General features: G+C 53.4%; 9 protein-coding genes. 6 read left to right on the top strand and 3 right to left on the bottom strand.

All coding sequences use genetic code 11. The features are described 5' to 3' along the window. Window positions 1-59: 59 nt before the first annotated feature. The 6 genes from dhbC to ABEW73_RS01660 all read left to right on the top strand — a co-directional run bounded on the left by dhbC (window position 60) and on the right by ABEW73_RS01660 (window position 11,799). Window positions 60-1,304, top strand: a complete 1,245-nt coding sequence (gene dhbC / locus ABEW73_RS01685) for an isochorismate synthase DhbC (RefSeq protein ID WP_430173455.1) — start codon at window positions 60-62, stop codon at window positions 1,302-1,304. A 3-nt stretch (window positions 1,305-1,307) separates the two neighbouring features. After that, complete coding sequence (locus ABEW73_RS01680) at window positions 1,308-2,966, top strand: (2,3-dihydroxybenzoyl)adenylate synthase (RefSeq protein WP_430173453.1); 1,659 nt, start codon at window positions 1,308-1,310, stop codon at window positions 2,964-2,966. Between the two features lie 20 nt (window positions 2,967-2,986). Further along, on the top strand, window positions 2,987-3,964 hold the full coding sequence (locus ABEW73_RS01675; RefSeq protein ID WP_430173451.1) for an isochorismatase family protein: 978 nt from the start codon (window positions 2,987-2,989) through the stop codon (window positions 3,962-3,964). Window positions 3,965-3,976: 12 nt separating this feature from the next. Continuing rightward, the gene (locus tag ABEW73_RS01670; RefSeq protein WP_430173449.1) at window positions 3,977-11,206 is read left to right on the top strand and encodes an amino acid adenylation domain-containing protein; all 7,230 of its coding nucleotides are present in this window, start codon (window positions 3,977-3,979) and stop codon (window positions 11,204-11,206) included. Continuing rightward, entirely contained in the window at window positions 11,190-11,414 is a 225-nt protein-coding gene (locus tag ABEW73_RS01665; protein ID WP_430173448.1) for an MbtH family protein, read from the top strand. The genes ABEW73_RS01670 and ABEW73_RS01665 overlap by 17 nt, the downstream gene beginning before the upstream one ends. Window positions 11,415-11,508: 94 nt before the next feature. Further along, window positions 11,509-11,799 (top strand): hypothetical protein, encoded by a 291-nt coding sequence (locus ABEW73_RS01660; protein WP_430173447.1) that lies wholly within the window; start codon window positions 11,509-11,511, stop codon window positions 11,797-11,799. A gap of 114 nt (window positions 11,800-11,913) precedes the next feature. Here the strand turns inward: ABEW73_RS01660 and ABEW73_RS01655 are convergent, their stop codons facing one another. The 3 genes from ABEW73_RS01655 to ABEW73_RS01645 all read right to left on the bottom strand — a co-directional run bounded on the left by ABEW73_RS01655 (window position 11,914) and on the right by ABEW73_RS01645 (window position 14,885). Then, window positions 11,914-12,684, bottom strand: a complete 771-nt coding sequence (locus ABEW73_RS01655; RefSeq protein ID WP_430173445.1) for an anti-sigma factor domain-containing protein — start codon at window positions 12,682-12,684, stop codon at window positions 11,914-11,916. Between the two features lie 3 nt (window positions 12,685-12,687). Then, window positions 12,688-13,257, bottom strand: a complete 570-nt coding sequence (locus ABEW73_RS01650) for an RNA polymerase sigma factor (protein WP_430173443.1) — start codon at window positions 13,255-13,257, stop codon at window positions 12,688-12,690. Between the two features lie 176 nt (window positions 13,258-13,433). After that, complete coding sequence (locus tag ABEW73_RS01645) at window positions 13,434-14,885, bottom strand: hypothetical protein (RefSeq protein WP_430173442.1); 1,452 nt, start codon at window positions 14,883-14,885, stop codon at window positions 13,434-13,436. Window positions 14,886-15,162: the final 277 nt, after the last annotated feature.

Raw genomic sequence — 15,162 nt, 5'->3', positions numbered from 1 at the left:
GTTTTACTCTTTTTACAATTTCGATAAATGGTAGGCTCATAAGCAGAGAGGAGACTGAAATGTTACAGTATGATGCTCCAACCGCAGCCGAGGCTGCGCAACTTATGGAACAATACCGGGTCGGTTCGTCCTTCTTCTTCTCATCCCCGCGCAAGACATTGTTAACGCATGGAGAGTATTCGAGACTTTCGATTCCCTCAGGGAACGAACATAGATCACTGCCGGAACGCGCCTGGGAACTGCTGGACCTCGCCAAGCAAGCGGGACGGCCGGACACCGTTGTTGTAGGCGCCATCCCTTTTGACATATTGAAACCGGCGAGTCTGTTTATTCCGCTTACGGCTCAATGGTATGATTCCCTTTTATTCTCTTCAGGTGAAGCCCCGGAAAGGTCCCGGATTTCCAGTTACAACGTGCTGTCCGTTCCCGAACCGGCGGCGTTCAAGGAAGGCGTGAACCGGCTGCTGGATCTGATTCGTCAAAAGAAACTCCATAAAGCGGTGCTATCCCGAACACTGGATATCACGCTTCCTCATGCCTTGTCCATTCCTCATATATTGAATCACTTAGCTTACCATCACTCCCATGGCTATACATTTGCCGTTCCGTTGGCACCCGAGTTATCCCACGCTTCCAGTCCGGATGCCGTTGCATCCACAAGGACTTTGTTTGGCGCAAGCCCAGAGCTGCTCGTAACGAAGAAGGGGCTTCGGATCAAGGGGAATCCTTTGGCTGGTTCTGCCGCGCGGAGTGCTGATCCCATTGAAGATAAGCGGCGGGCGGCAGCGCTGCTGTCATCCGCCAAGGACCGATATGAGCATGCCATCGTGATTGATGCTGTGGCGTCGGCCTTGCAGCCTTATTGCAGCAAGCTGGAGGTTCCCGCCGAACCTTCCCTCATCCACACGAATGCCATGTGGCATCTGTCTACCGAAATCAACGGCGTCCTGAAGGATGATTCCGTAACATCGTTGGATCTTGCTCTGGCGATGCACCCGACACCGGCGATCTGCGGTACGCCGACCGATACGGCCAGGGATGCCATACGAGCGATCGAGCCGTTTGATCGAGGCTTCTATTCGGGGGCTGTTGGTTGGTCGGATGCTAACGGAGACGGCGAGTGGGCCGTAACGATTCGCTGCGCGGAAACGGAAGGAACCTTACTGCGGGTGTTTGCGGGAGCCGGAATCGTATCAGGCTCCAATGCGGAAGCCGAGCTGGCCGAGACGTCGGCCAAATTCCGTACCATTCTGGCAGCCATGGGCTTGAATGAACAACAGACAACGCTTTTGGAGGAGGAATGAGGGATGTTGAAATTGGCAGGTTGTAAGGCTTGGCCGGAGGCGTTTGCTGCCCGTTATCGGGAGGAAGGATGCTGGCAGGGCGAAACGTTTGGAGCGCTGCTGCGAAAACGTGCGGCGGCGCATGGGGAGCGGATTGCGATCGTGTACGGCGATCAGCGTACAAGCTATGCCGAGCTGGACAACCGGGTGGACCGCTTGGCAGCGGGATTTCTTAAGCTCGGGATTAAAGCGCAGGAACGGGTAATCGTTCAGCTGCCGAATATCGCGGCATTCTTCGATACGATATTTGCGCTGTTCCGCATCGGGGCAATTCCTGTCTTCGCCCTGCCCGTTCACCGCCGGAGCGAAATCGTATATCTATGCGGATTCAGCGAAGCTGCCGCTTATATTATTCCGGATCAGGATTCGGGATATGATTACCGGGACTTGGCAGCTCAAGTTCAGGCATCGGTTCCTTCGCTGCGCCATGTCATCGTTGCAGGCGTCCCGGGCTCGGGTTCATTTCTATCCCTGGATGACCTGTATCTCGATGATTCGGGGAGTCCTTCAAGCGAATTAGGCGAGGATGGCCCCGATCCCGGCGATGTTGCGTTCCTGCAGCTGTCCGGCGGGACAACCGGACTGCCAAAGCTCATTCCGCGCACGCATGACGACTATATTTACAGCTTGCGCATGAGCGCCGAAATCTGCTCGCTGGATAAGGATAGCGTTTATTTGGCGGTACTTCCCGCTGCCCATAACTTCCCGCTTAGCTCGCCGGGCGTACTGGGGACGCTGTATGCGGGAGGGAGAGTTGTCCTTGCCCGGTCCGCGAGTCCGGAAGTAGCGTTTCCGCTGATCTCCTCCGAGGGCGTAACAATAACGGCGGTCGTCCCGCCTCTGGCCTTAATCTGGCTAGAGGCCGCACAATCCCGCTCGGATGACCTATCCCATCTACAGGTGCTGCAGGTGGGCGGGGCCAAGTTTAGTGCAGAGGCAGCCAAGCGGGTAAAAAGGGTGCTGGGATGTAAGCTGCAGCAAGTATACGGGATGGCGGAAGGTTTGGTGAACTATACCAGGCTGGATGATCCGGAAGAGATAACGGTGCATACGCAGGGGCGTCCGATGTCCCCGTATGATGAAGTGCGGCTGGTCGATGAGGATGACGTGGAGGTGGCTCCCGGTGAAGTGGGGGAATTGCTGACAAGGGGACCTTACACGATTCGCGGCTACTATAAAGCGGACAAGTTTAACGAAAAGGCTTTTACCACAGACGGCTTCTATCGAACGGGGGATCTGGCGAGCATGACGCCCTCAGGATACCTGGTGATCGAAGGCCGTTCCAAGGATCAGATTAACCGTGGGGGCGACAAAATCGCGGCTGAGGAGGTCGAGAATCATCTGCTTGCCCATCCGAGCGTGCACGATGCAGCTGTGGTCGCCATGCCGGACGAGTATCTGGGCGAGCGGACCTGTGCCTTCGTTATCGTCCATGATGCTGCGGTTAGCGGCAATGAGCTGAGAGCTTTTCTCAGAAATAGGGGGCTCGCTGCATACAAAATCCCGGATCGAGTGGAGTTTCTGGATTCCTTCCCGCACACGGGTGTCGGTAAAGTAAGCAAAAAGAGTCTGCGCGAACTAGCGATACAGAATCATGACGCTCGGGTGAATCTATCAAATTAATTTAGAAATGAGGAGATATGATGGCACTTCCTAAGATTTTACCTTATCCCATGCCTGGGGAGGCGGATCTGCCCAAGAATAAGGTGGCATGGACGGCGGATCCCAGCCGTGCCGTGCTGCTCATCCACGATATGCAGCAATATTTCATCGACGCGTTCACTCCGGATCAATCGCCTGTCGTGGAGCTGATCGCCCATATTCAGAAGCTTCGCTCCTGTTGTGCTGAGCTTGGCATTCCCGTGATCTATTCGGCACAGCCTGGCGGACAAGCACCGGAGCAGCGCGGTCTGCTGCAGGATTTCTGGGGGGCCGGCATCAACGACGGTCCTTACCAGAAAAGGTTCGTAGATGCGGTGGCGCCGACGGAACGGGATCTGCTGTTAACCAAATGGAGATACAGCGCCTTCCAGAAAACCAGTTTACATGAAATGATGCGCGAGCAAGGCCGCGACCAGCTGATGATCTGCGGGATTTACGCTCATATCGGTTGTTTGCTGACCGCAACCGAAGCTTTTATGAAAGACATACAGCCATTTTTCATCGCGGATGCCCTTGCCGACTTCTCGGAGGAGAAGCATCGTCTGGCACTGACTTATGCTGCCGAACGCTGCGCTGTTACGCTGACCACGGAACGTTTGGTTGCTTCGTTAACTCAAGAGCAGCATACGGTCTCGGAGCATTCTGTAGCTCCAAGCGGAGAGGGGAATATGAAGAGTTCTCCGGACGCGCTACCGCTGCTGACGCTGCAAATGTTGCGAGAGAACGTAGCAGATTTGCTGCAGGAGCGGTCGTCTAATATTGGCGAAGATGACCATCTGATTGAGTACTGGGGGCTGGATTCGATTCGGATCATGAGTTTGGCCGAGCGTTTGCGGCGTGAAGGCATCGATATCAGCTTTGTGGAATTGGCCGAGCAGCCGACACTGGCGGGCTGGTGGGAATTGCTGTCGGATAAGCTGAGCTTGTCGCTGCCTAATTATGATTATTATACGGTGTAAGGAGGGATGGATATGCTTGAGCGGGAGAAGGAGCGCTGGTCTCTGTCCGGAGCGCAGCTTGGGATTTGGTACGCCCAGCAGCTTGACCCGGTCAATCCGATATTCAACACGGCGGAATGCATTGAAATACGAGGACCTATAGACCCGGTTCTGTTCGAGAGGGCTTTACGTCAGGTGGTCGTGGAGGCGGAAGCCTTGCATGTTCGCTTCGGCGAAGATATGGACGGCCCTTGGCAGTCTATCGATCCATCTCCGAACTGGCTCCTTCATGTGTTGGATGTCAGCGGGGAGGAGAATCCTCATCATGCTGCTCAAAGCTGGATGGAACATGATCTTGCCCAAGCAGTCGATTTGAGCCGAGGGCAGCTGTTTACGGAGGCGCTGTTCAAGATCGCTGCTGATCGCTACTATTGGTACCAACGCATTCATCATATCCTAATCGATGGGTTCGGCGTATCGCTTCTGCTGCAAAAAGTTTCCCAAGTCTACACGGAATTAACAGGCGGAGTATCTTCCGGCATAGGAGCGTTCGGCAGGTTTCGTACGATCTTGGAAGAAGATACGTCATACCGCATGTCGCAGCAGCTCGACTTGGATCGCGAATTCTGGCTGCGGCGCTTTGCCGATGAGCCAGAGGTTGTCAGCTTAGGGGGGCAGGCACAGCGTTCGGCGCGGAGCTTCCTGCGCCGATCGGTGCAGCTTCCCGAATCTTCGATCCATCGCTTACAGGAGGTCGCACAAGCATCAGGGACAAGTTGGCCGGATGTAATTGCGGCTGCAACGGCTCTATATATACACCGTATAACAGGCGCTGAGGATGTTGTGCTTGGATTGCCGGTGATGTGTCGCCTAGGTTCGGCCTCCATTCGTATTCCAGGCATGGTCATGAATGTGCTGCCGCTTCGGGTGCACATAAGACCCGATATGAGTCTGATCGATCTACTGCAACAGGTCGCACGGGAGATTCGCGTGATCAAGCGGCATCAGCGCTACAGGCATCAGGACATCCGGCGCGATCTCAAGCTGCTCGCCGATAACCGTAGGTTATTTGGACCGCTCGTGAATGTGATGCCCTTTGCTCCGGAATTGAACTTTGGAGGTTTCGGCGGCAGCGTCCGTAACCTGGCTTCCGGTCCGGTGGATGATCTGACCTTGAACGTGTATGGAAGTTCGGGGAACGGGCTGAGAGTCGATATGGATGCCAATCCGTTGATCTATAGCCTGGAGGAGTTAGAGTCCCATTTACATCGCTATATGTATTTGCTGGACAGCCTGGCCGAAGCGGAGCCGGCCCATTCCGTAGGAAGCGTGGCCTTCATCTTGCCGGAAGAACGCGACAAGGTGCTTTTTCAGTGGAATGATACGGCTCGTCCCTTACCACAGTTAAGCATACCGGAATTATTCGAGGAGCAGGTGACACGTATCCCGCAGGCGGAGGCGGTGGTATGCGAAGGGTTAACCCTTCGTTACGAGGAGCTAAACAGACGAGCGAACCGCCTGGCCCGCTTACTTATGGCCCGTGAAGTAGGTCCTGAACGAATCGTTGCTCTTTCCCTGCCCCGTTCGGCGGACATGATCGTTGCGATCCTGGCCGTGCATAAGGCTGGAGCTGCTTACTTGCCGCTAGATCCGGATTATCCGGACGAACGGATCGCTTATATGCTTGAAGATGCGAAGCCGGCGTGTTTGATCACAACACAGGAGCTGGCTGGAAATTTTGCAGCTGTCATGAAAGACAAGGACGTGATCGTGCTGGATGAGCCGGTTACCCGCCAGCGATTGGAGCAGCAGCCGTTTCATAATCCGGTCGATGCGGATCGCATACGCCCGCTGCTGCCGCTTCACCCGTCCTACGTTATCTATACTTCCGGATCAACGGGACGGCCTAAGGGCGTCCTGCTCACGTTCGAAGGGCTTGCCAATCTGCTGTCCGATATGCGCGAGCGATTGGAGATTGGGGAGGGGGATCGCTGGCTGTCGGTTACGACGATGTCTTTCGATATCTCGGTCATGGAGGTGCTGCTGCCGCTAGCATGCGGTTCGACGCTCGACATCGTGATGCGGGATACCATTCTCGATGCAGCGGCGCTCATAGGCAGAATTCGGGAAACCGAGACGACCATCATGCAGGCGACCCCGACGTTATGGCAGTCCATTGTCGCTTGCCGTCCAGAAAAGTTTGAGCGTCTGAAAGTCATCACCGGGGGGGAGGCGCTGCCGGTCGGTCTTAAGCTTGCGCTGCAAGATCTAAACTGTGAAGTGAATAATCAATATGGACCGACGGAGACAACGATTTATTCGACGGCGGCGAAGCTTGATCATGAACGGGACAAGCCATCCATTGGGGGTCCAGTCTGGAATACAAGGTTATATGTGCTTGATCCGTCACTGTCTCCGGTTCCGCCAGGCGTAACAGGCGAGCTGTACATTGCAGGTTCGGGGCTTGGCCGGGGGTATCTGGGAAGACCCGACTTGACGGCGGAACGATTTGTAGCGGATCCCTTTGGTCCGTCGGGATCCCGGATGTACCGAACAGGCGACCTTGCCCGCTGGCTGGAGAATGGTTGGATTGATTATTTGGGGCGTGCCGATCATCAGATCAAGCTGCGCGGCTTCCGTATCGAGACGGGAGAGATTGAGTCCGTGCTTGTGACTCATCCCGAGGTGGAGCAGGCCTGTGTCATCATCCGTGAGGATCGGGCCGGTGATCGACGCCTCGTTGCTTATATTGTACCGTCCCCATCTGCTTTAGACCTCATCAATATGGCAGAATTACGGGATTATGCCGCTGAGAAACTGGCCGAGTACATGGTGCCGTCCGTTATCGTGGCACTCGACGCGCTGCCGTTAACGCCGAACAAAAAGGTGGATCGCAAGTCGCTGCCTGCGCCGGACACTCCGTTGACAGTCGGCCGCATGCCGCGGACACCGCAGGAGGAAATGCTCTGCACGATTTTTGCCGAGGTGCTCGGGTTACCGCGGGTTACCATTGATGATGATTTCTTTGCTCTCGGCGGCCATTCCCTGCTTGCGGGCAGGGTGATGGTACGTGTCAGGGAGGCCTTCGGCGTGGAGCTTAGCATGGGAAGTCTGTTTGAAGCAGCGACGGCCGCGAGTCTCGTCAAGCGGCTTGATTATGCGCAAGCGGCCAGACAGGCTGTGCGTCCCGTAATGAGGACCGAGCATCTGCCATTATCTTTTGCCCAGCAGCGGTTATGGTTTTTATATCGTCTGGAGGGTCCGAGCCCGACTTATAATATTCCGCTTGTGGCCCGCTTGTCAGGTGAGCTTGATGTGGACGCATTGCGAATGGCGCTGGGGGATGTGGCGGCTCGTCATGAATCGCTGCGCACGGTTTACCCGGATCGAGATGGGACTTCCTATCAACGCATCCTGGATGCCGAGGAGGCACGACCGAAACTGATGGTGACCGAAATCAGCGAGTCGGAGCTGCCCGATCGATTGGCCGAAGCTGTTAGGCACCCTTATGAGCTTGCAACCGAAACCTCGCTGCGGGTAGAGTTGTTCAAGCTGGGTAACGAAGAGTTTGTTCTGCTGTTGCTTCTGCATCATATAGCGGGAGATGGCTGGTCGCTTTCCCCCCTGACACGAGATCTATCGGATGCCTATACCGCACGGCGCCTGGGGAGTGAACCGGAATGGTCTCCGTTACCGGTCCAATATGCAGATTATGCCGTTTGGCAGGAGAAGCTCCTTGGCAGCTCAGGCGATAAGAGCAGTTTGATCGCCCGCCAGCTGGACTATTGGACCGAGGCGCTTTGCGATTTACCGGAGCAATTGGAGCTTCCCACCGATTATCCGAGGCCGGCTGTCGCCAGCTATCAGGGCGGAAGCGCGTCGTTTCCGATTTCGCGTGAACTGCATCGGCAGTTGAATACGCTCGCGCAGAGCAATCGAGCGACATTATTTATGGTGTTTCAGTCTGCGATGGCGGCGCTGTTTACGAATCTGGGTGCAGGTACCGACATTCCAATCGGCAGTCCGGTCTCGGGCCGGAACGACGACAGTCTGGATCAATTGATTGGTTTCTTCATCAATACACTTGTGTTTCGTGTCGACACGTCGGATGACCCGCCGTTCGACGAGCTGTTGCAACGGGTACGGGAGAGGAGCCTGGCCGCCTTCGAACACCAGGATGTCCCGTTCGAGCGGCTTGTCGAGACATTGAACCCGCCGCGTTCCCGGGCGAGACATCCACTCTTCCAAGTGATGCTGGTGCTGCAAAATACGCCGGAAACTTTGCTTGAGCTGCCGGGAGTCAGCTCGAAGCTGCAGCTGCAAAGCGTAGGTACGGCGAAATTTGACCTAACCTTCGAGCTGACAGAGCGGCGGGATATGAACGGCGAACCTGACGGAGTGGACGGTTTGATCGAATTCAGTACAGATTTGTTCGAGCGCAAAACGGTAGAAGCGATGGCGGAGCGATATGTGCACGTGTTGGAGAGTGCAGCTATTGAACCGAGTAAAACCATCAGTCAACTTGATATATTAACCATTCATGAGCGTGCGGAAATCCGTCGACAGTGGAGCGCTCCGCTGCCTCTCGCCAAGCCGGCGACCTTGCCTCAGCAGTTTGAGGCGCAGGTCAGCCTCTCGCCTCAAGCGGTCGCGCTTGTCCATGATGGCTTATCTCTGAGTTATAAGGAGCTGAACGAGCGTGCCAATCGGCTTGCTCACTGGTTGATTGCAGCAGGCGTCGGTACGGATCAGATCGTAGCGCTCGCCTTGCCGCGTTCGATGGACATGGTCATCGGCATATTGGCTGTACTTAAAGCAGGGGCCGCTTACCTGCCGCTGGATCCGGAGTACCCGGAGGAACGACTGGCATACATGATGGAGAACGCTTGTCCGGTATGTCTCATTACGAGTGCTCATGTGTTGGATCGGCTACCGGGATCGGCAAACATCAGATGCATTGTGATCGATGAGTCCGAGCAAGATTTGCGATTGCAGCGTTATTCTAAGGAGAATCCAAGCGACCATGAGCGTCACAGGCCGCTTACGTCGCAGAGTGCTGCTTATATCATCTATACCTCCGGGTCTACCGGCAAACCGAAGGGCGTGCTTGTGCCGCATCAGAATGTCATCCGGTTGTTTGACTCTACCGCACATTGGTTTCAATTTGATGAGACCGATGTATGGACATTATTCCACTCGTATGCCTTTGATTTCTCGGTATGGGAATTATGGGGACCGCTCTTGTACGGCGGCCGGCTCGTCGTTGTTCCGCATACGATCAGCAGATCGCCGGACGACATGTTGAGCTTGTTGATCCGGGAAGGCGTGACGGTGCTGAATCAGACGCCTTCGGCATTCTATCCGTTGATTCAGGCGGATCGGGAGCAGGCGGAGATGGGGCAGAAACTGTCGCTGCGGTACGTTGTGTTCGGCGGAGAAGCCTTGGAGCTCGGACGGCTTGCGGATTGGTATGAGCGTCATGCCGACGATGCCCCGCGTCTGATCAACATGTACGGCATTACGGAGACGACCGTTCATGTCAGCTATATGGAATTGAACCGGAACCTTGCGCTGCCGGGAACCGGCAGCATGATCGGAGAAGCCATCCCGGATCTCAGGATATATGTCCTGGATGCCAAGCTTCGGCCCGTTCCGTATGGCGTAACCGGAGAGATGTATGTCGCCGGCGCAGGACTTGCGCGGGGGTATTGGGGACGCCCCGACCTGACGGCCGACCGGTTTGTGGCAGATCCGTATGGTCCGCCTGGGACAAGAATGTACCGAACCGGCGATTTGGCGAAGCGGCTGGCTGACGGCACGCTGGATTATTTGGGACGGTCCGATCATCAGGTGAAAATACGGGGTTTCCGGATCGAGCTTGGTGAAATCGAATCGGTCCTCATACGCCATGAGGCACTCGCGCAGGCGGCTGTCATTGTGCGCGAGGATCAGCCAGGAGATCGACGGATTGCGGCTTATGTCGTGAGCAAGCCCAGTTGTGAGCTGTCTTCAGGTGCAGAGCTGCGCCGTTATGCCGCCTCGATGCTTCCTGATTACATGGTTCCCGGGGCGTTCGTATTTATGGACAAGCTGCCGCTTACGCCTAACGGAAAGCTCGATCGCAAAGCGCTGCCGGCTCCCGATATGGCGTTCGATGCAGGCGGACGTCATCCACGAACCCCGCAGGAAGAAGTGTTATGCGAGTTGTTTGCCGAGATATTGGGAGTCAAAAGGGTGGGTATCGATGACAGCTTCTTCGAGCTCGGCGGCCATTCGTTATTGGCCGTCCGACTTATCAGCCGGGTTCGGGAAGCGCTTGGAAAAGAATTAAGCATAGCGGCTTTATTCGAGTCCCCTACGGTAGCGGGCCTTGTCGACAAGCTTGAGATGGGCGGCGGTACCAGTGCGCTGCAGGTTGTGCTTCCGCTCCGGACGCACGGAAGTCAAATCCCGATGTTCTGCGTGCATCCGGCTGGAGGACTAAGCTGGTGCTATGCCGGCTTGATGAAGCATCTCGGCATGGATTATCCGATTTACGGCTTACAGGCGAGGGGGATAGCGCAAGTAGAGGAGCTGCCGAAATCACTGGAAGAGATGACGACAGACTATATCGACCACATACGTTCCCTTCAACCAAGAGGGCCATACCGGCTGCTCGGATGGTCTCTAGGCGGCAATGTCGCTCAGTCGATTGCGGTACAGCTGCAGGAGGCGGGTGAAGACATTGAATTGCTAGCCATACTGGATGCTTACCCAAGTCATTATTTGCCGATCAAGGAAAACCCCGACGAAGACGAAGCTTTGACCGCGCTGCTGGCGCTTGGCGGCTTTGACAGGGTGAGCATTGAAGAGGGGCTTGGAGACACGCCGTTAACCATAGCCACAGCGCTGGAATTGCTGCGTAATGAGAGCAGTGCGCTGGCGTCCCTTGAGGAAGAAACGATGATGAATCTGAAGGCGACTTATGAGAACTCGGTTCAGCTGTTGAAGGCGTTCGTTCCGAAGAAGTTTGAGGGGGATATACTATTCTTCCACTCGACTATCATCCCCGATTGGTTCGAGCCCATCGAACCGGAGATGTGGAGCCCTTATATCGGAGGGCGAATTGAACGGCATGATATCGAATGCCGACATAAAGATCTATGCCAGCCGGGTCCTCTGGACTATATCGGCAAGTGTATTCTAAGCAAGCTGGAGGCAGCTGTACCCCGAGGGCAGACCACATTGGAGAGGAGGGAACTTATCCATGACCAATCCTTTTGAGCAAGTCGACGGCAAGTTTCTTGTACTGGTGAACCACGAGGGTCAATATTCGCTCTGGCCGGGTTTCGCGGCTGTTCCGCACGGCTGGACGCAGGCTTTTGGACTTAGCACGCGGGAGGAATGCGTGGCCTTTATCAACGAGAACTGGGTTGATCTGCGGCCGCGAAGCTTGTATGCCAACACAGGGCCGTCAGTCAGCAGAACATAGGCTATGAGCACCTGGCTGCTGAGCCCTAACCCGAACAAGATATTGTGCATCGTTTATGTGCCGCGATGTTTATTTTGGTGACTTGGGAATTGAGATGGTAAAGAAATACATGGGGAATGCTTTGTTAAGGATTGAAGTGCCTTATAATTGTAAAGGGCTTTTTATTGCTGATTACGCACTTGTCCTGGAAGAAAAACACTTAAACGAAAGAGGGGCAACGCCCCTTAATCTAGGTTACGATTGTAGTACGGGTAGAGAGATTACTCAAGCATATGTTAATTCATATGTATCTGCAAACCAATATAGAAACACTCATATTGCTCCTGAAATGGAGGAAATATATGGGTTTGCAATTAGTGCCTTATTATTTTTGGAATATTCCTAGTCTTATGCGGCATATATGGAATGAAAACGGAGGCTGCCTTCGTAGGTATGGGCAAAAAAGGAGCTAAGCTGAAGAGTTTAGCTCCTTTTATATTCTTGAATATCGGCGTTGCTGTTACAGGGTTGAGCTGAACATTTTAGTGCCGCGAGGCAGATTGCCGCGGTCATCAGGCTCGAGCGTGATGCCAATACCGTCGAAGACGAGGCTCTCCTCGGAAGCAACCGGCATTGACAGAATGCCTACCCCCTTGTCGTCGACGCGAAACGTACCCGCGCTCTTACGCTTGTTATCCCGGATAAGCCAGACCTGATATGCTTCGTTGCCGATTGTGGCCTTTGCCTTGAAAACATAGACGACGAATTGCTTGGATTGCCCGTTTTCGACCACGCCAGCGATTCCGTAAGCATCACTAGGGGCGGCGGTTTGCGGATTAAGCGTAATCAGTCGTTCGATTTTGGCAGCTGGAACAGTCAGTGCCTGCTCCAGGGAAGCGGGACTTGTCGTGATTCGTTTTTGATACAGAAGGTAATTCCAGACGGAGCTGGTGAGGACAATGGCCAGTAAGACAGCCGCGGTAACACTCGCTGGAATCCGGTGAATCGGTATGCGTCTTTTGCGGGCGGATACGCTATCATGGTTCTGTGAAGGCTCTGCCGCCAATACGGCATCCATCACTTGTTGTTTTAAATCACTTGGGGGCTCCAATCGTTCCATATCGGACGGAAGCGCCTCCCAAACCGTACGAAGTTCAGCAATTTCCGAACGGCAGCTATCACAGTAGGGCAGATGATGCTCGAAGACCAGTTTGTCCTCATTTTTACAACTCCCGGCAACATAGTCCAGAATCAGGCCGCAAATGGTTGTTGGCTGTTCTTCCTCATGCATACATCATTCCTCCCTTTCCGAGGCCAAATACCTGCGTAATACTTTCAATGTTTGATGGAGACGGCTCTTGATTGTTCCAAGCGGCTGGTTATAGATTGCAGCCAACTCGCTTAAGCTGTAGCCTTGCCAGTAAAAATGCTCAATCAGTTGAATTTGCTGCTCCGACAAATGCTGGTAAGCGGCGAGGAGTTGCTCCTTCTCCGATTCACGAATCGCGTTGTCTTCCGGTGAGGCCGCAACTTCGTCGGGAATCCGCTTCAACTTTTCCAAATCGAAAAAAACGACTTCTGCCCCATCTCTTCTTCTCTTACGAAGATAATCTATCGTTATATTGCGCGTAATGGTTAACAGCCAGCTAGTAAATCGGCCTTTATCCGGATCGTAAGCGGATTGGGTGGTCCACAGACGAAGGAAGACGGCCTGAACGATTTCCCTCGCAGCCGATTCGTCCCCGATCGCTTTCTGCGCAAAGGAATAGACGAGCGATGAATACCGGTCGTACAAGTTGGATAATGCATTGTGTTGCCTGCATTTTATTAGAAGCATGAGTTCATAATCGGAAAGATTCTGCATACCGTGCCTCCAGGTGATTTCATTTAAAGCTCTATTTTTATCCTATCAAAAAAAAATGGCAACCGGGAAACGATTGCCATTTGAGACAATTATGATCCAGCCTCGAGCTGTGCGCACTGTTTCGCACTGTGCCTGACCAGGTTGTCAGCACGCCTTACCGAGACCAATCACTGTTTTCAATCCTGAATGGGGCCAATCGTTGCGTTAACAAGAAAATTTCCATTCCCGTTAATGGAAGGTTCAAATTTTTTTTGTAAATTACTTGATCCCGGTGCTGCTGGCGTTCCGGAAGCTTTTGCGGCCGTTGTCCCGTCGAATTTGGCCGGATCGATTACGAACCAAAGCTGGTTGAAATCATGTCCGGAGGTTGCGCCGTGCTCTTGATCCTTGGCGAAGTAGTATAACGGATACCCTTTGTACGTCAATTGCTTGCGTCCGTCCGAACGGGTGATCGTGCTGAAGTCGGAGCTAGCGATTCCTGTAGGCGCACTGTTTCCGGTAGCCATATAAGCCGGCCAATTGTCGATGCACTTGCCTTCGCATGTACTTGTTTGCGGTACGTCCTTATCGAAGTAATAAAGTGTACGCCCATGGTCGTCAGTCAAATAGTTGCCCAGCTTGGAAGAAGTCCCGAGCATAACGGTATAATCGGGCTTGGCGACGAACCAGACGCCTCCAAATGCTTCTCCTTTTACATCGCCACCTGCCATATCTTTTGCAAAATAATAGAGGGGCCAGTCTTTGTATGCCAGCTGTTTGGTGCCGTCCGTACGGGTCAATACGGAGAAGTCAGCGGTATTCAGCTCTGCGGGAACCTGCAGATCCTCCGAGTAGAAAAGCGGCCAGTTTTCGATGCATTTACCTTGGCAGGCATTCGTGTTTTCGGCGTCTTTGGTGAAGAAATAAAGCGTGCGTCCTGTCTTATCGGCAAAATATGTACCCAGCTTGGCGTCACTACGCAGCGTAATCCGTTCGCCCGAAGGGAGCTTAGCGTCGGCTGGGAGCACTTTACGCTCCTGAAGCTCAGAAAACAGCGTATTGTTTCTGGCTGACGTCGCTGACAATCCTTCCACAAGCGCCGTTGCAATATCGGTGTTCGTCAGAGTGGCTGCGTTGGCAATTTGCATAAGGCCTTTAGAGGCTGCAAACGATAGAGTATCCGCATAATTAAAATCTTTCCCAATCCCGTATCCAAGGACCTCCAGTAGTACTTTATAAAATTGCTGGGCGCTGATTTCGGCTAATGGGTCGAACATGTTTCCCGTTGTGCCTGCCCATCCACGCTCCGGGTGGTTTTTGAGGTAAGATAGGATAGCCTGGTTTTCAGTGTCGACAAGGGCAGCATCTTTAAAATTGCCGTTTTCTTTGTAAGAAAGGGCTTCCTCCAAGTAGCCCTGAAGAAGGAGTGAGGTGATTGCAGCCTGCAGTCTCGTTGGTTTTTTAGCTAAATAATCGGCATTGTCACTGTTTCCGTCTGCTTGGAGCAAACCGAGCTCTCTGGCTGTATCCACATCGGATTTCACTGTGAACTTCCCTTCTGCGGCGGATGCACTGCTTACTGGCAGAACAAATCCTGCGCAAATAACCAGACTGAATAGCACGGTGATGAATCGATTTTTTATTATCATCAAACAACCTCCTATAGGATAAAAATACATCTCATATCAGCTAACGAACGAAATGTCTTAGCGGTTCGAAAAAAATATATAATGATTTTGTCTAATAAACGTGAGCAAGTGATGAGCTTCTTCTTTATTTATGTTTAAATGGCAGGACCCCTATTTGTGGATAATTTGTTAATTCAGCGAATGTACCTTTATTTATTCTTCACCAGACTAATTTTAATAGATTTATGAAACTTTCGAACTGTTTTGCAATTATAATCAAACCGTATACAGCCTCCCT

It is taken from the genome of Paenibacillus lautus (genome assembly GCF_050482385.1).
In the GTDB taxonomy this organism is placed as follows: domain Bacteria; phylum Bacillota; class Bacilli; order Paenibacillales; family Paenibacillaceae; genus Paenibacillus_AQ; species Paenibacillus_AQ lautus_B.
The sequence above is the reverse complement of the archived record's forward strand: the minus strand, read 5'-3'. Positions and strand labels throughout refer to the sequence as shown.